The organism is Aliihoeflea aestuarii, from assembly GCF_024105665.1.
Classification (GTDB): Bacteria; Pseudomonadota; Alphaproteobacteria; order Rhizobiales; family Rhizobiaceae; genus Aliihoeflea; species Aliihoeflea aestuarii.
In genome coordinates this window covers 397,651-413,115 of sequence record NZ_JAAAMK010000001.1, presented here as the reverse complement: position 1 = coordinate 413,115, position 15,465 = coordinate 397,651, and the positions used below count along the sequence as shown (strand labels likewise).

Annotated in this window: 15 protein-coding genes and 2 tRNA genes; 7 read left to right on the top strand and 10 right to left on the bottom strand. The window is 62.7% G+C overall.

Annotation, left to right across the window (positions count from 1 at the left end):
• Positions 1-3 precede the first annotated feature (3 nt).
• From GTW25_RS02035 to GTW25_RS02025, 3 genes are all read right to left on the bottom strand, one after another.
• A complete protein-coding gene (locus GTW25_RS02035; RefSeq protein ID WP_252910312.1) occupies positions 4-438 on the bottom strand; it encodes a DUF2948 family protein in 435 nt (144 codons plus the stop codon).
• A gap of 97 nt (positions 439-535) precedes the next feature.
• Positions 536-1,825 (bottom strand): UDP-N-acetylglucosamine 1-carboxyvinyltransferase, encoded by a 1,290-nt coding sequence (gene murA / locus GTW25_RS02030; RefSeq protein ID WP_252910311.1) that lies wholly within the window; start codon positions 1,823-1,825, stop codon positions 536-538.
• Positions 1,826-2,015: 190 nt separating this feature from the next.
• Complete coding sequence (locus GTW25_RS02025; protein ID WP_372493033.1) at positions 2,016-2,237, bottom strand: hypothetical protein; 222 nt, start codon at positions 2,235-2,237, stop codon at positions 2,016-2,018.
• A 100-nt stretch (positions 2,238-2,337) separates the two neighbouring features.
• Here GTW25_RS02025 and GTW25_RS02020 point away from each other — a divergent pair.
• A tRNA-Thr gene (locus GTW25_RS02020) sits at positions 2,338-2,412 on the top strand.
• 60 nt (positions 2,413-2,472) lie between these two features.
• Here the strand turns inward: GTW25_RS02020 and GTW25_RS02015 are convergent.
• Genes GTW25_RS02015 through gpmI form a run of 3 tightly spaced genes read right to left on the bottom strand, consistent with a single transcriptional unit; the run spans position 2,473 to position 5,520 of the window.
• Entirely contained in the window at positions 2,473-3,324 is an 852-nt protein-coding gene (locus GTW25_RS02015; RefSeq protein WP_252910310.1) for a hypothetical protein, read from the bottom strand.
• A 42-nt stretch (positions 3,325-3,366) separates the two neighbouring features.
• Positions 3,367-3,972 carry a DUF5675 family protein gene (locus GTW25_RS02010; RefSeq protein WP_252910309.1) on the bottom strand — a complete coding sequence of 202 codons (606 nt, stop codon included), beginning with the start codon at positions 3,970-3,972 and terminating at the stop codon, positions 3,367-3,369.
• A 39-nt stretch (positions 3,973-4,011) separates the two neighbouring features.
• Positions 4,012-5,520, bottom strand: a complete 1,509-nt coding sequence (gpmI, locus tag GTW25_RS02005) for a 2,3-bisphosphoglycerate-independent phosphoglycerate mutase (RefSeq protein ID WP_252910308.1) — start codon at positions 5,518-5,520, stop codon at positions 4,012-4,014.
• A gap of 111 nt (positions 5,521-5,631) precedes the next feature.
• On the opposite strand from gpmI, the gene GTW25_RS02000 reads away from it, so the two are divergent.
• Complete coding sequence (locus tag GTW25_RS02000) at positions 5,632-6,945, top strand: NAD(P)H-dependent oxidoreductase (protein WP_252910307.1); 1,314 nt, start codon at positions 5,632-5,634, stop codon at positions 6,943-6,945.
• Here GTW25_RS02000 and proC read toward each other — a convergent pair.
• On the bottom strand, positions 6,942-7,754 hold the full coding sequence (proC, locus tag GTW25_RS01995; protein WP_252910306.1) for a pyrroline-5-carboxylate reductase: 813 nt from the start codon (positions 7,752-7,754) through the stop codon (positions 6,942-6,944). The genes GTW25_RS02000 and proC overlap by 4 nt on opposite strands.
• Before the next feature lie 179 nt (positions 7,755-7,933).
• Here proC and folD point away from each other — a divergent pair, with 179 nt between their 5' ends.
• Both folD and GTW25_RS01985 read left to right on the top strand, forming a co-directional pair.
• On the top strand, positions 7,934-8,833 hold the full coding sequence (gene folD, locus GTW25_RS01990) for a bifunctional methylenetetrahydrofolate dehydrogenase/methenyltetrahydrofolate cyclohydrolase FolD (protein ID WP_252910305.1): 900 nt from the start codon (positions 7,934-7,936) through the stop codon (positions 8,831-8,833).
• Positions 8,834-8,837: 4 nt separating this feature from the next.
• Complete coding sequence (locus GTW25_RS01985) at positions 8,838-9,800, top strand: GlxA family transcriptional regulator (protein WP_252910304.1); 963 nt, start codon at positions 8,838-8,840, stop codon at positions 9,798-9,800.
• 208 nt (positions 9,801-10,008) lie between these two features.
• Here the strand turns inward: GTW25_RS01985 and GTW25_RS01980 are convergent, their stop codons facing one another.
• Entirely contained in the window at positions 10,009-11,097 is a 1,089-nt protein-coding gene (locus tag GTW25_RS01980) for a CobW family GTP-binding protein (protein ID WP_252910303.1), read from the bottom strand.
• Between the two features lie 5 nt (positions 11,098-11,102).
• The gene (locus tag GTW25_RS01975) at positions 11,103-12,212 is read right to left on the bottom strand and encodes a D-alanyl-D-alanine carboxypeptidase family protein (RefSeq protein ID WP_252910302.1); all 1,110 of its coding nucleotides are present in this window, start codon (positions 12,210-12,212) and stop codon (positions 11,103-11,105) included.
• Positions 12,213-12,386: 174 nt separating this feature from the next.
• Here GTW25_RS01975 and GTW25_RS01970 point away from each other — a divergent pair, with 174 nt between their 5' ends.
• The 3 genes from GTW25_RS01970 to GTW25_RS01960 all read left to right on the top strand — a co-directional run bounded on the left by GTW25_RS01970 (position 12,387) and on the right by GTW25_RS01960 (position 14,847).
• Positions 12,387-13,550, top strand: coding sequence for a M20 aminoacylase family protein (locus GTW25_RS01970; RefSeq protein ID WP_252910301.1), 1,164 nt, complete (start codon positions 12,387-12,389; stop codon positions 13,548-13,550).
• A 61-nt stretch (positions 13,551-13,611) separates the two neighbouring features.
• Positions 13,612-13,688, top strand: a tRNA-Arg gene (locus GTW25_RS01965).
• Between the two features lie 115 nt (positions 13,689-13,803).
• Positions 13,804-14,847: an AbrB family transcriptional regulator gene (locus GTW25_RS01960; protein ID WP_252910300.1), complete on the top strand. Its 1,044-nt coding sequence runs from the start codon at positions 13,804-13,806 to the stop codon at positions 14,845-14,847.
• Between the two features lie 3 nt (positions 14,848-14,850).
• Here the strand turns inward: GTW25_RS01960 and GTW25_RS01955 are convergent, their stop codons facing one another.
• The gene (locus GTW25_RS01955; RefSeq protein ID WP_252910299.1) at positions 14,851-15,462 is read right to left on the bottom strand and encodes an alpha/beta hydrolase; all 612 of its coding nucleotides are present in this window, start codon (positions 15,460-15,462) and stop codon (positions 14,851-14,853) included.
• Between the last annotated feature and the right edge of the window lie 3 nt (positions 15,463-15,465).

The window sequence follows — 15,465 nt, the reverse complement described above, 5'->3', positions numbered from 1 at the left end:
GTCCTAAAGCGTGTGCTGCGGTCTCACGCCCGTTTCCCATGCCGCGCCGAGATCGGCAAGGCGGGCCTCGACATATTCGACATCGAGGCGGATCGCGGCCTGACCGGCAAAGACGAGTTCAATGGTTCCCGACGGCGCGTCGCCAGCCGTGAAGCGTATCGTGAGAAGCTCTAGAACCTCTTCGCAGCGCGCCCGGTCGATGCCGCTTGTCTTGAGGGACGTCACGCCATCGAAATGCAGCACCGCGCGGCGGCGCTCATAGTTGCGGCGAAAGAAGCCCGTCTTCTTTTCCCACACGAAACGGTTCATCGCGATGACGAGCCGCTTGCGTGCAGGCTCGAAAGAAAAATCCTTGGCCTTCAGGACGGCGTCCTGGCAATGGGCGGAGAGAACCTTAAGGTCCTCTTCGTCGAAGGCCACGAGTCTCAATTCGCTCATTCCGTTTCCCGATTTTTGCCTGTGTCTCCGGATGTATCGGGAGACAGTAGTTTAGTTGCAGCGCAACGAAAACAGGAAAGGCCAAGTCAGGTTCCGATCAGGACGACAGCCGCTCGATCGCCGCGCCGCAATTCGAAAGCTTGGTTTCAAGCCGCTCGAAACCGCGATCGAGATGATAGACCCGGTTGACGATCGTCTCGCCCTCGGCCGCAAGGCCGGCAATGACGAGAGAGACGGACGCACGAAGGTCCGTCGCCATCACGGGCGCACCGCGCAACCGGTCGACGCCCTCGATGATCGCCGACTGGCCCGACAGCGAAATGTTCGCGCCGAGTCGCGCGAGTTCCTGAACATGCATGAAGCGGTTCTCGAAGATCGTTTCGGTGATCTTCGAGCGGCCCTTTGCCATCGTCATGAGGCCCATCAACTGGGCCTGAAGGTCGGTCGGGAAGCCGGGGAAGGGCTCCGTCGTCACCTCCACAGGCCCGATGCCGGCACCGTTGCGCGCAACGCGCAGGCCCGAATTCGTCTCGGAAATTTCGACGCCGGCCAGACCCAGCGTATCCAGCGCACTCTGCAGAAGATCGCCGCGTGCGCCTTCGAGGATCACGTCGCCGCCGGTCATCGCCACGGCCATCGCATAGGTGCCCGTTTCGATGCGGTCGGGAATGACCTCGACGCGCGCACCGTGCAAGCGCGCGACGCCTTCGATCACGATGGTCCCGGTGCCCGCACCCGAAACCTTCGCGCCCATCGCGTTGAGACATTCGGCAAGGTTGACGACTTCCGGCTCGCGCGCGGCGTTTTCGAGGATCGTCTCACCCTTTGCGAGCGTCGCCGCCATCATCAGGACATGCGTCGCGCCGACGGATACTTTCGGGAATGCGTAGCGCGCGCCGACAAGGCCGTTCTTCGCGCGGGCGACGATATAGCCCTGCTCGATGTCGATCTCGGCCGAAAGTGCCCGCAACCCATCGATAAAGAGATCGACCGGCCGCGTTCCGATCGCGCAGCCGCCCGGCAGCGACACGCGGCATTCGCCCATGCGCGCCAGAAGCGGCCCGATCACCCAGAAGCTCGCCCGCATCTTGGAGACGAGTTCATAAGGCGCGGTCGTATCGACGATTTCCTTGGCGGTGAAATTGATCGTGCGTGAATAGCCTTCCTGCTGGGAGGAACGACGACCGTTCACCGAATAATCGACGCCGTGATTGCCCAGGATGCGGATCAGTTGCTCCACATCGGCCAGATGCGGCACGTTGTGCAGCATCAGCGTCTCATCGGTCAGGAGTGAAGCGATCATCAGGGGGAGGGCGGCGTTTTTGGCGCCGGAGATCGGAATGGTGCCGCGAAGTTCGTTGCCGCCGACGATGCGGATGCGATCCATCTTCTGTTCTCTTTCCCGGTCCGGGGCCGGACGCGGCTGGTGTTGGCATGAAAGTCCGCGAATCAGGTCGAGGCATGAGGAAGGTTCGCCGCGCCCGAGCAGAATCGTCAATCGCCTTCAATGATGGCGGTGTGACGACGGGATGAGCGGCTTTATCCGATTGGGAGGCAAGGTTCAAGGAAACGCCGCCTCACGCGTCGTCGCAAGTGGACGGGTCGTTCTTGAGCAGTCCCTCGGGCCGCTGGTCTTCGTCCCCGGCCCGGCGCGCGCGCGACTGGACCTTGCGGCGCTGGAGATTGGCACGCAGCCGCTCGGCAAGACGCGCCTTGCGCCTTTGCGCCTGCCGCTCGGCCTCGCGCCCGGGTGGATTCTGTCTGGTCTCGTCGTTCATGTCGCCGAATTTAGCTTCCATCGCCGGATCGCGAAACACCTGTCGTAGCGGCGTCTCGAAAAGCCCCGATGGGTGCTTGCGCTCGCCAACCTCCTATGGCAGAAGTCCGCCGCATCCGGAAGCTGCGGTAGCTCAGTGGTAGAGCACTCCCTTGGTAAGGGAGAGGTCGAGAGTTCAATCCTCTCTCGCAGCACCAGTTCTCCCCTCTTTGCGCGACAGAGAATCACGAGCCGTGCAGACAGCGTGCCTGCCTCGCCTAATTGATGCTCATCAATTGTGCAGTTCGAATAAAACCGCGCGCCGTCTCGTTGCCGTCTTCGCCGCGAACCAGTACTTCGGTCCAGCCGTCGGGAGCTGTCGCGATTTTCTCGATGCCGATGGTTCCAGCTTCGATCTGCGCGATTGTTCTGGCGCTGTCTGAGGGTTCGGCGCGCAGTTCTGCTGCTTCGTCCACCTGGAAGGTTTCCAGCCATGGGCGGCCCAGGTAGCGGTCGGGGTCTGAATCTGGAATTTGCTCGATGAGGTAGTCGGAAGTCGTCACAGGCTCGACTTTGCTGGCATGGGCGTAGAGGAAGCGGTCATTGCCTTCGACGAAGCTTGTGAGCCCGTCGAGCGTGACTGTCGCCGGCTGGATCGCATATCCTTCCTGGTACTCCAGAAATCCGTCGGGCACGGTCTCGAAACCTGTAAGGGCTTCTTCGATCGCATCCGTCTCACCGGCCGAATAGATCGTCTCGAAACGATCGAAGGGCGATCCGGCCGTGCGTTCGCGATAAAGAAAGATGCGGTCTGCCGGTTCGGGGTCGTCATTGTCGGATGCGAAACGGGGCAGGGCCTCGCGCGATTGCGCGTCGGGGTAGAAACGCAAGCTCATCTCGCGGTCCGGTTCGCCATCGGCGGACGATTGCGCTTCCCAATATGCAAGCAGCAACCCTGAGAGTTGCACGGTCCCCTCGAAGGAAACCCGGTTCGGATCGTCCGTCTCCTGTGTGAAGGTCAAAGGACTTTCGGGCGGCAGGGCGACGCTGACGTCGCCATTCGATTGCGCGAGGGCGACCGGCGCGTAAATGGTGGCGAAAAAGCCGAGAAAGGGAAGACATGGTCTCATGCCGACATGGGCTCCGTTCTGTCCGCGGGTTTTTCGCAACGCTTATGAATATGCGGAATCTATTCGCAGCAAAACATTTTCGATGCCGACACGATTCAAATAGGCTTTCAGCGCGATCAGCGTGTCGCCACTGTTTCCGACCATGTCCTTGCTGCGCGAGGAGCCGACGAGCAGGCACCCATCGGTATTCCGCGGATAGTTTCCGTTATGGATATAGATGTAGCGGCTATCGGCGACTTGCGCATTGTGGAGCCACGGCACCGGAAGGTATTTCTCGATACCCCTCAACATCGTCGTTCCCTGCCATTTCAGGTTGAACGTGCCTTCGGGAACACGAAGCCGGCGGCCGGACTGAATCGTATCGGGGCCCGGGCGCTCCAGAACATAGGCGGCGCGCAATTCGTTGGTCTGCGCATCGGGAATTCTCAATTCACCGATCGTCGAACTGGTTGTCGCCCATTTCCGGTCAGCGTCATGATCTTCGGCATTCGGTCCCACCTCCAGTCGCTTGGACAGTACATTCGGCTGATGCGAGAGAAACGATAGGGTTCGACGCTCTGAGGTCAATAAATTCGAATTTTCCCGGCAATCAAACAAAAAAACGAATTGTAACGTTAATTCGACAATGCTCCGGAGCCCATTGGCCATTCGAAGAAATATAATCTATGTGCGGCTAATTACTTATATTCATTTGATGAGAGATTGTCCGGTCATCGCGGGGTGCTGCTTAAGCTCCATCAATCGAAGAAGCGTCGGCGCGACGTCCGCGAGGATGCCGTCCCGAACATGATACATGCCGGGGCCGACGATCACCGGGACGAGGTTGGTCGTGTGCGCGGTGTGCGGCAGGCCGGTTTTGAGATCGATCATCTCTTCGCAATTGCCGTGGTCGGCGATGACCATCAGTCTGCCGCCCCGCGCTTCGACGGATGCCGCGATGCGGCCGAGCGATGCGTCCACGGTCTCGACCGCTACGATCGCTGCTTCGAGAATCCCCGTATGCCCCACCATGTCCGGATTGGCGAAATTGACGACGACGAGGTCGTAGAAGTCGCTTGCGATCGCTTCCAGAACCTTGTCGCACAGTTCCGGCGCCGACATCTCCGGCTTGAGATCGTAGGTCGCGACCTTGGGCGATGGCACCATGACGCGGTCCTCGCCGGGGAAGGGCGCTTCCTCGCCGCCGTTGAGGAAATAGGTGACGTGCGGATATTTCTCCGTCTCGGCCAGATGCACCTGACGCAGCCCGGCTTTCGAGACGGTCTCGCTCAATCCGTCCGCCAGCGTCTGCGGCTCGAACAGTTTGGCAAGGTAAGGGTCGAGCGCATCGCCATAGGACACCATGCCGACGGCGCTCGCGAACTGAACGCGCCGCCTTGTCTGGAACCCGTCGAAAGCCGGATCGACCAGCGCGGTGAGAATTTCGCGCGCCCGGTCGGATCGGAAGTTGAAGAAGAGCAGCCCGTCGCCGTCCTTCATGCCCGAATATTCGCCAATGACGGTCGGCAGGACGAACTCGTCCGTTTCGCCACGCGCCAACGCCGCAGCCACAGCGTCCTGCACGGTCGCAGCATGTTCGCCTGTCGCCTCGACCATCGCATCATAGGCTTTTTCGATCCGCTCCCAGCGACGGTCGCGGTCCATGGCGTAGTAGCGCCCCGATACCGTGGCGATCTGTGCGCTCGCCGGCAGCCGGGCCTCGACCTCCGCCAGGAAACCGGCGGCAGAACTTGGCGCCGTGTCGCGTCCGTCGGTGAACGCGTGGAGCGCGACGGGAATGCCGGCATCGGCAAGGATGCGGGCGATGGCCAGCGCGTGTTCCTGATGCGCGTGGACGCCGCCATCCGATAGAAGGCCGGCCAGATGGCAGATGCCGCCCGATGCTTTCAGCGCGGCGACGATGCCCGAGGCCGCAACCCGTTCGGCAAGTTCGGTGTCTGCGGCGGCATTGTTGATACGCGGCAGATCCTGAAAGACGATGCGGCCTGCACCGATATTGAGATGGCCGACTTCCGAATTGCCCATCTGCCCGTCCGGCAGGCCGACATTCGGGCCGAAGGTGGTGAGCGTTGCGTGTCCCCATTCGCTCCAAAGCCGGTCGAAATTCGGCGTGTTCGCCTGCGTGACCGCGTTGCCGTGGGTGTCGGGGGCGATGCCCCAGCCGTCGAGGATCGTCAGCACCACCGGTTTCGTCATCGTCGTTCCCCGCGTCTTTTCGTTGGCAGGCCGTAGATAGGACATGTTCGATTGACAAGCCATGGGCCAGCCGCTCTATCTGCCGGCGATTTTGAAGGCCGAGGTTTCCCGATGACTGATATCGCCCTGACGGGGCTTGCCCGCGATCTCGTGCACCGTGCCGAGGCTGGCCGTCCGGTGCGCATCGGGATCATCGGCTCGGGCGAGATGGGAACCGACCTCGTCACGCAGGGCATGCTGATGCCGGGCATCGAGGTGGCGGCTATCGCGACGCGGCGTCCCTGGACGGCGCGACAGGCGATTTCCATCGCCTATGGCGACGAGTTCCGGGCGGCGGAAGCGGACACGCAGTCGAAGGTATCGACCGCTATCGAGGCGGGCCGCATCGCGATCACCTCCGTCGAGACCATGGTGACGAACCCGCTGATCGACGTCATCATCGACGCCACCGGCAAGCCGGGTGTCGCGGCCGATTACGATCTGATGGCGATGGAGCACGGCAAGCATCTCGTCATGATGAATGTCGAGGCAGACGTGACGATCGGTGCGTATCTGAAGCGCGAAGCCGACCGGCTCGGCGTCGTCTACACGGTCGGCGCGGGCGACGAGCCGTCCTCCTGCATGGAACTGATCGAGTTCGCGACGGCGCTGGGCCTCAAGGTCGTGTCTGCGGGCAAGGGCAAGAACAATCCGCTCGACCATGATGCCGTGCCGGACGACTGGCGCGAGGAAGCCGAGCGGCGCAACATGAACCCGCGCATGCTGGTCGAGTTCGTCGACGGCTCGAAGACCATGGTCGAAATGGCGGCAATCGCCAACGCCACCGGTCTCGTGCCCGACAGGCCGGGCATGCACGGCCCGAACGCCGGACGTGACGATCTGGCCCGCGTGCTCATTCCGCGCGCAGATGGCGGCGTCCTGTCGAAGAAGGGCGTGGTCGATTACACGATCGGCAAGGGTGTCGCACCTGGCGTCTTCGTCGTGGTCGAGGCGACGCATCCGCGCGTCATCGAACGCATGGACGATCTCCATGTCGGCAAGGGGCCGTATTACGCGTTTCACCGGCCCTATCACCTGACGAGCCTCGAAGTGCCGCTCTCCTGCGCGCGCGCCGTGCTCTATGGCAAGGCCGACATGGTGCCGCTGCCGCGCCCGGTCGCGGAGGTCTGCGCGCTGGCCAAGCGCGATCTGGCACCGGGCGAGACCTTCGACGCCATCGGCGAGACCTGCTATCGCTCCTGGACGATGACGGCTGGCGAGGCGGCTGCCGCCCGCGCCGTTCCGGTCGGCTTGCTGGAGGGCGGCAAGGTTTTGAAGCCCGTGAAGAAGGGTGAACTTCTTACCGCCGACAACGCCGCACCCGACACGTCCACCCGCCTGTGGGCACTGCGCAAGAAGCAGGAAGAGATGATCGCGGGGCTTTAGCCCTTCCCGAGCTCCGCCGACCGCACGCGAGCGGCTTCGACGGCGTCCGCCACCAGTGTTTCCAGCCGGCCCTCATCCATGAAGACAGACAGCGCAGCCGCCGTCGTGCCGTTCGGGCTGGTCACCTGCCGGCGCAACTCGCCCGGCTCGTCGTCGCTCGCAGCCGCGAGACATCCGGCACCGTAGACGGTCTGCATCGCGAGAAGCTTCGCAACGTCGACCGGCAACCCCGCCGTTTCGCCCGCCTTCGCCAGACATTCGATGAAGTGGAACACATAGGCCGGTCCCGAGCCCGACACGGCGGTCACCGCGTCCATCAGGTTTTCATCGGGAATTTCCGCGACTTCGCCGCTCGCCGAAAGAAGGTTCGCCACGAAGGCTTTTGTCTTTTCGGGCACGTTGCCGTTCGCCACGGTCACCATCATGCCCTTGCCGATGGCGGCGGGCGTATTGGGCATGCAGCGCACGATTGCCGCATCCGTGCCAAGCAGTTTTTCGAATGTCGCGATCGGCGTTCCTGCGGCGACGGAAAGGAACGTCGCGTTCGGCGCGAAGCGGCGATAGGCGGGCACGACGTCGCCCATCACCTGCGGCTTGACCGCGAAGATCACGAGATCGGGCTTTTCGGCACCGGGCCCTTCTGCCGTTTCGTGCGTTGCGACGCCCGCCTTGGCCGCTCGCTCGCGCAATGCCGCGTCGGGTTCGACGACCGCGATTTCGCTGCCGTTCAGCTGCCCGGAAGACAGCCAGCCGACAAGCATCGCATGGCCCATATTGCCGCACCCGACGAGAATGACCCTTATACCCATTGCCGTCTCTCTCCGTTCGTTGGAGTTGACTCATGGACCGGCTGCGGATTTCGTGCAACCGCTTGGCAAGAGGCTGGCGCGATTGCTCATTTCGCGTCAAAGAAGGGCGCTCTTATGAAAGCACCGCACGCGCCGGTGGTGACGATGCGGATGCAACGAGAATGCGAATGGGAGTGAGCATGGCCGAAAAAATCGACGGCAAGCAGATCGCCGAGGATGTCGTGGCTAAGGTGAAGGCGGGCGCCGCCGATCTTCTGGCCGAGAGCGGCGTGACGCCTGGTCTTGCGGTCGTCATCGTCGGCGAGGACCCGGCAAGCCAGGTTTATGTCGCCTCGAAGTCGAAAAAGGCGAAGGAGTGCGGCTTTTTCTCAGATCAGCATACGCTGCCGGAAGACACCTCCGAAGCCGATCTGCTGGCGCTGATCGCCAAACTCAATGCCAATAAGCGCATCCACGGTATTCTCGTCCAGCTTCCGCTTCCCGCTCACATCGACTCGGGCAAGGTGATCCAGACGATTGCACCGGAAAAGGATGTCGACGGGTTCCATTTCATCAATGTCGGCAAGCTGGGCACAGGCGAGTTGGACACAGCCTTCGTTCCCTGCACGCCGGCCGGCTCGATGCTGCTGATCGAGCGCGTGCGCGGCAAGGATCTGTCGGGCCTTTCGGCGGTGGTGATCGGCCGGTCGAACATCGTCGGCAAGCCGATGGCGAACCTGCTTCTGGCGGCGAACTGCACGGTGACCATCGCTCACAGCCGCACCAGGGATATAGCCGCACTGGCAAGGACGGCCGATATTCTGGTCGCCGCCGTCGGCCGGCCCGAGATCGTCAAGGGCGACTGGGTAAAGCATGGCGCGACGGTCGTCGATGTCGGCATCAACCGCGTTCCCGCGCCGGAAAAGGGCGAGGGCAAATCACGTCTCGTCGGAGACGTCGCTTATGAGGAGGCGGAGCAAAATGCCGGCGCGATCACGCCGGTTCCCGGCGGCGTCGGGCCGATGACGATCGCCATGCTGATGGCCAACACGCTTGCCTCGGCCTGCCGCTCGGCAGGCCGCGAACCGCCGAAGCTCTGACCAGATGACCGATCCGTCGCCCGGCGGACGCCAGTTCGCCTTTCTGCTGGTGGACAAGTTCTCGATGTTTTCGCTTGCCGCGGCCATCGATACGGTGCGATCGGCAAACCGCCTGGTCGGACACGACTTCTATTCGTGGACGACGATCTCGGCCGATGGCGAAGCCGTGATCGCCTCGAACGGTCTGCCGCTGAAGATCGACTATGCCATCGCCGATGCGCCGCAGGCCGATATCTTCTTCGTCTGCGTCGGGCTGACGACGGAATTTTCCGGCAAGAGCAAGGTGCTGGCGGCGCTTCGCAGCCTTGGCCGGCGTGGCGCGACGCTTGGCGCGCTCTCGGTCGGCTCATATCTTCTGGCCGAAGCCGGCCAGCTCGAAGGTCATCGCTGCACCATCCATTGGGAAAACCGGGCCGGCTTTCAGGAGCGGTTTCCCGAGATCGAATGCACCGGCAACGTCTTCGAGATCGACCGCAAGCGGCTCACCTGCGCGGGCGGGACGACGTCGATCGACCTGATGCTGGAGATCGTCCGTGCCGATTTCGGTGCTGGCCTCGCCAACGAGGTCGCCAATCAGTTCCAGTATGAGCGTATCCGCTCCGCCGGCGACCGCCAGCGCATCGGTCCCGAGCGGGATCTGACGGGCAAGTCGGCGAAGCTGAAGAAGATCGTCGAGCTGATGGCCGACAATCTGGACGAACCCTTTTCGGCGGTGGAACTCGCCAAATCGGCCGGGCTCTCGGTCCGTCAGGTGGAGCGGCTGTTCCTGCGCCATCTCAATGTGACGCCCGGCCGCTATTACATGCGCCTTCGACTGGAACGCGCGCGCGAACTCCTGCGCCAGACCAATCTGCCGATCCTCGATGTGGCGATCGCGACCGGCTTCACCTCGCATTCCTATTTCGCGCAAAGCTATCGCCAGCTCTTCGGCCGCCCGCCGAGCGAGGAACGCCGCACGACGTATTGAGACTTTCGAAGTGGATATTTAGAGACATGAATCTCTGTGACCCCGTAACAAGTACGAGGGCAGGCGAGCACAGAGATGACGGCATATTGTGAAACAACCAGCCGTCAGCGGTAACTGTGGCATGAGCATCTACGAAACCGTCATTCCTGTGCTTGTCACAGGAATCCAAGCCTCGATGGTACTTTGACCCGAAACCCCTTTAAACGACCTACCGCGCCCGAAACCCGGCAATCGCCAGCGGGTTTTCGGTCATCGCCGCCCGGTCGGGCGCATCGAGCGCGGGCTTGCCGACGAATGCGCCGAAGAGCCGCTGCACGTAGTCTTCAGGCAGATCGTAGGTGATGAGCACGAGCCGGGTGCCGCGCTGCTCGTCCGGCCACGAAGGAAGGCGCGCTGGCGGGTGGAGCAACTTCTGGACACCGTGGATGACGAGCGGCCGCTCCGGATCCTCGGCGATTTCGATAATACCCTTCATGCGCAACAATTGTTCGCCCTGCGTCGAGCGCAACAAATCCAGGAACATCTCGATGGTCGACCACGAGACCGGCTTGTCGTGAACGAGCGAGAAGGTGCGGATGCGCGGATCGTGATGCGAATGGTCGTGGTCGTGGGAATGATCATGCGCGTGATGGTGATCATGGTGATCGTGTCCGAGCCAGCGCGCCACATCGGCCGTCTTCGTCGCCGGATCGTAAAGCCCGCAGGCGATGAGTTTCGCGCTTGCGCGATCGGCGCCGTCGACGATTTCGGCATTGGGATTGAGTGCGCGCAAGCGTGCGAGAAGGTCCGACGTGTCGTCCGAAAGGTCGGTCTTCGACAAAACGATCCGGTCGGCGACCGCGACCTGTCGGCGGGCTTCTTCATGCGCGGTGAGCGTCGCGGCGCCGTTCACCGCATCGACGAGCGCGATCACGCCGTCCAGCCGCAATGCGTGCATCAGGGCAGGGTGTCCCATGACGGACTGGAGCACCGGCACGGGATCGGCAAGGCCGGTCGTTTCGATGACGATCCGGTCGAGCGCGGCGATCCGGCCCGTCTGCATCCGGTCGACCAGATCGGCGAGCGTATCGACGAGTTCCCCGCGCACCGTGCAGCACAGGCATCCGTCGGAAAGCTCGATGACGCCGTCGCCGGATTGCTCGACGAGGAGATGATCGATGCCGACTTCCCCGAACTCGTTGATGACCACGGCCGTGTTCTTGAGCGCCGGGTCTTTCAAAAGCCGGTTGAGAAGCGTCGTCTTTCCGGAGCCGAGGAAGCCCGTCAGGATCGAAACCGCGATCGGTTCAGTGCGCATATGCCTTAGCCGCCCTGCGCCTGCATGGATTGCGGCGAATAATCGGGCCGGGGCGTCGGCACCGGAACATTCGCAAAGCGGGGCTGCGTCGAGCGCGGGCCGGTCGCGCCGCCGAGGCTTACCGCGATCGCGACGGGATCGCTGGTCCGCTCGGTGATGAACCGGGACGCGTAGATGGAATTGCCTTGTTCGTCGCGGCGCTTCGCGCGTTCGCGCCATGCTTCCTCGGTGCAGACCACCGGGCGCAGATTGGCCGGTTCGGCGTTCGCCGCTGCATCCGGCTGAAGGTTCGCAAGAAGTGGTGCGTCGCCGGCAGCGTGCAGGAAGCCGTTACCGAGAAGATCGGCCGCCTTGTCGGCGCGCTCTTCGGGCGAGAACTCGCCGATCACCACGGCAAGCAGCGAGCGCCCCTGCTTCGTCGCCGTAGCAACCAGATTGAACCCGGACGGGCATGTGTAGCCGGTCTTCATGCCGTCGGCGCCTTCGAAGCGGCCGATCAGCGTATTGTGGTTTTCCATGATGTTCTGGCCGTCTGCGAGCGCGTCGAGCTCGAAATAGCTGGCGTGCTGCGGAAAATCGCGGCGCAGCGCGATGCCGAGGATGGCTAGGTCGCGGGCCGAGGTATGCTGCCGGTCGGAGTGCAACCCGTGGGCATTGACGAAATGCGACTGCGTCATGCCGATGCGCTGCGCTTCCGCATTCATGCGCGCGGCGAATGCGGATTCGGAGCCGCCGACATTGATGGCGATCGCGGTGGCGACGTCATTGGCCGATTTCACCATCAAAATCTTGATCGCGTTGTCGAGCGTCAGTACCGAGCCGGCGGCATAGCCCATTTTCGAGGGCGGTTCCTTGGTCGCCTCGCTGGTGATCTCGATCGGGCTGTCCATCCGCAACTCGCCCGCCTCGACGGCCCGGAACGCGACATAGGTCGTCATCAGCTTGGTCAGCGAAGCTGGAAAGACGGGCTGGAACGCCTCTTCCTGCGCAAGCACCTGGCCGGTATTCAGATCGACCAGGATGGCTGGGCCGGCCCGTGCATGATCCGGTTGGAAAGCCACCAGTGCCGTCAGCGCCGCCGACATCGTCGCAAGAACAAGCCTGTTCATCATCATCGAGCCAATTCGCCTCTTGCCGTCGCCATCATCGCTTCATTAACTTGCAGGCGGATGGGTAAAGAAACGCCTGTCCGACAGGATCAAGGAACGGCGAGCCCGCCAGCGCCGTTCTCAGCTATTTAGACTATGTGACGCGAAAATGGCAGGCCGCGCGGACAAGGACCCATCAAAATGCCGATACTGAACCGAGCCGCCGAGATGCAGGAAGAGATCGCAGGCTGGCGGCGTCACATCCATGCCCGGCCGGAACTGCTTTACGATTGCCACGAGACCGCTTCATTCGTTGCCGAACGGCTCGAGGAGTTCGGCGTCGATGAAATCGCGACCGGTATCGGGCAGACGGGTGTCGTCGGCATTATCAAGGGCAATCTGGGCGAGGGGCCGACGATCGGCATGCGCGCCGATATGGATGCGCTGCCGCTGGACGAGATCACCGGCCGGCCCTATGCGTCCAAGGTGGCGGGCAAGATGCATGCCTGCGGCCATGACGGGCACACGGCGATGCTGCTCGGCGCGGCGAAATATCTGGCCGACACGCGCAATTTCAAGGGCTCGGTCGCGGTCATCTTCCAGCCGGCGGAGGAAGGCGGGGCCGGCGGGCTTGCAATGGTCAAGGACGGGATGATGGAGCGCTTCGACATTTCGCGCGTCTTCGGCATGCACAACATGCCGGGCCTTCCCGTCGGCCAGTTCGCGCTGCGTCCCGGCCCGCTGATGGCGGCGACGGCCGAATTCACCATCAAGGTCAAGGGCAAAGGCGGCCACGCCGCCATGCCGCATGGCACGGTCGATCCGATCGTCATCGCCAGCCAGATGGTGATGGCCCTCCAGACCATCGCCGCGCGTTCGGTCGATCCGATCGAATCGGTCGTCGTGTCGGTGACGAAGTTCCACGGCGGCGACGCCTACAACGTCATTCCCGAAGAGGTCGAGTTCGCCGGCACGATCAGGACGCTGAAACGGGAAGTGGCCGACAAGGCGATCGAGCGCATGCGCGCGATATGCCAGGGCTTCGCGCTTGCCGGCGGCGCGGTCGCCGATGTCGACATCGACGTGAACTACCCCGTGACCTTCAACGATCCCGAGGAAACCGTGTTCGCCACTGGCATCGCAAGCGCCGTTGCCGGCGAACCCAATGTCAACGACAACGTGAACCCGGTCATGGGCGGCGAGGACTTCTCCTACATGCTCGAGGCCCGCCCCGGCGCGTTCATCTTCATCGGCAACGGCGATTCGGCCAATCTTCACAACCCGGCCTACGACTTCAACGACGAGGTCATTCCGCACGGCGTGAGCTACTGGGTGCGGCTTGCCGAAACCGCGCTTGCGGCCTGATGCGAATGGGAATGAAGGACTTGGCGCCGGCTTTCGAAGCGTCTATGTCTGCGCGTGACGTGGTCCCGTAGCTCAGCAGGATAGAGCATCAGATTCCTAATCTGAGGGTCACTGGTTCGAATCCAGTCGGGATCACCACCAATTCGATGGTCCATGCCTGACGCGTCAGGCGGATGATCGCACCGGGCCGGATCGCGGCATGGGCAAGATGCCCACGATGGAGTGAAGGCATGATCCTTTCCCACCCTGCCGGATGAAGCACTTTTTCATCTGGACCGCGCTTTTGGCGCTGTCGGCCGCATTGTTTCTTCTTATGGAATTTGCCGATCTGCCGGCGGCCATGCTGATCGGCTGCATGATCGCCGGCATCGTCGTCGGCGTGCGGGGCGGCGATGTTTCGGTGCTCCCTGTTGCTTTCGCCGGGGCGCAGGCGGTCATCGGCTGCCTTATCGCCGCTTCGCTGACACCGGCGATCTTTCCGGTCTTCGTGTCGAACTGGCACCTGTTCGCGCTTTCGGTGCTCGCGACCATTTTCGCCAGCAGTGCGCTTGGATGGCTCATCAGCACATGGAAAGTTCTGCCCGGAACCGTCGGCGTGTGGGGCTCGGCGCCCGGTGCCTCGACAGCCATGGTCCTGATGGCAGGCGCTTTCGGAGCGGATCAGCGGCTCGTCGCCTTTATGCAATATCTGCGGGTGATCATGGTCAGCATCGGCGCGGCGCTCGTCGCTCGGCTATGGGTCGACACGAGCGGCGTCGATCTTCCGGCTCCTGTGTGGTTCCCGCCGATCGAGACGGCTTCATTCGCAATGACCTTGGCCATTGCGGGCCTTGGCGCGGGACTTGGAATTCTGACCCGCCTTCCTTCTCCCTATTTCCTCGGCGCTTTCATTTTGGGCTCCGTCGTGCATCTGGGATTCGGGGTGGATTTTCAAATTCCCCATTGGCTGACGATGCTGTCCTTTGCTCTGGTGGGCTGGACGATCGGTCTGAAATTCACGAGCGACACGCTGCGGCACGCAGCGCGCGCCTTGCCGCAGGTCGTGCTGTCGATCCTTGTATTGATGGGATTTTGCGGCGGCATCGCATACGTTTTGGCGCACGAGATGGGAATCGATCCGCTGACCGCCTATCTGGCGACGAGCCCCGGCGGAATGGATACGATCGCCATCATCGCCGCGGCCACCGACAGCGTCGACCTCTCGTTCGTCATGACCATGCAGGCGTTGCGATTCCTGTTCGTTCTGTTGCTGGGACCGATGATCGCGCGATTGGTGGCCCGCCTGGTCAGAACCTGACGGTCAGTTCCATCGCGACAGGAAACGCCTCGCGGCGTCGATTTCGACCGGGCGGACTTCGTGCGCGCCCTCATGCCAAACCGTTTCCAGTTCCGCGCCAAGACCGTCGAGATAGCTTTCGAGCCGGTTGGTCAGATGCGGCGGGCAGATCGGATCCTTGCGACCGGCGGTCATCAGGATTGCCGTCTTCTCGAGCGACCCCTCCACTTCAGGCTGGAAGGGGATCAAGGGATGCATCAGAACCGCACCGTCAAAGAGCGTCGGGCGTGCGAAGATCGTCGAGGCAAGAATGTTCGCGCCGTTGGAATAGCCGAGGCCGAGCACGGCGGACGGCTTCCTCTCGGCGATCTGCGTCTCGATGAAACCGGCCATCGCCTGCGTGCGCGTGGCGAGGTCGTCCATGTCGTAGACGCCTTCGGCGGTTCGCCGAAAGAAGCGCAGCGCGCCGCCTTCCGACACGTCCCCGCGCGGCGACACGATGGTCGCCGACGGCATCAACTCGCGCGCGAGGTCTGCGAACTGATGCTCGTCGCCGCCTGTGCCGTGAAAGGCGAAGAGAAGCGGCGCGCCGGCACCACCCTCGTCGATCCGGTATTTGTAGCTTTGAAGGGACATTGA

Bases quoted from the DNA above. Each gene is read 5' to 3' on its own strand.
- GTW25_RS02035 (WP_252910312.1), bottom strand. From the start codon at position 438: ATGAGCGAATTGAGACTCGTGGCCTTCGACGAAGAGGACCTTAAGGTT.
- murA (WP_252910311.1), bottom strand. From the start codon at position 1,825: ATGGATCGCATCCGCATCGTCGGCGGCAACGAACTTCGCGGCACCATT.
- GTW25_RS02025 (WP_372493033.1), bottom strand. From the start codon at position 2,237: ATGGAAGCTAAATTCGGCGACATGAACGACGAGACCAGACAGAATCCA.
- GTW25_RS02015 (WP_252910310.1), bottom strand. From the start codon at position 3,324: ATGAGACCATGTCTTCCCTTTCTCGGCTTTTTCGCCACCATTTACGCG.
- GTW25_RS02010 (WP_252910309.1), bottom strand. From the start codon at position 3,972: ATGGCCAATGGGCTCCGGAGCATTGTCGAATTAACGTTACAATTCGTT.
- gpmI (WP_252910308.1), bottom strand. From the start codon at position 5,520: ATGACGAAACCGGTGGTGCTGACGATCCTCGACGGCTGGGGCATCGCC.
- GTW25_RS02000 (WP_252910307.1), top strand. From the start codon at position 5,632: ATGACTGATATCGCCCTGACGGGGCTTGCCCGCGATCTCGTGCACCGT.
- proC (WP_252910306.1), bottom strand. From the start codon at position 7,754: ATGGGTATAAGGGTCATTCTCGTCGGGTGCGGCAATATGGGCCATGCG.
- folD (WP_252910305.1), top strand. From the start codon at position 7,934: ATGGCCGAAAAAATCGACGGCAAGCAGATCGCCGAGGATGTCGTGGCT.
- GTW25_RS01985 (WP_252910304.1), top strand. From the start codon at position 8,838: ATGACCGATCCGTCGCCCGGCGGACGCCAGTTCGCCTTTCTGCTGGTG.
- GTW25_RS01980 (WP_252910303.1), bottom strand. From the start codon at position 11,097: ATGCGCACTGAACCGATCGCGGTTTCGATCCTGACGGGCTTCCTCGGC.
- GTW25_RS01975 (WP_252910302.1), bottom strand. From the start codon at position 12,212: ATGATGATGAACAGGCTTGTTCTTGCGACGATGTCGGCGGCGCTGACG.
- GTW25_RS01970 (WP_252910301.1), top strand. From the start codon at position 12,387: ATGCCGATACTGAACCGAGCCGCCGAGATGCAGGAAGAGATCGCAGGC.
- GTW25_RS01960 (WP_252910300.1), top strand. From the start codon at position 13,804: ATGAAGCACTTTTTCATCTGGACCGCGCTTTTGGCGCTGTCGGCCGCA.
- GTW25_RS01955 (WP_252910299.1), bottom strand. From the start codon at position 15,462: ATGTCCCTTCAAAGCTACAAATACCGGATCGACGAGGGTGGTGCCGGC.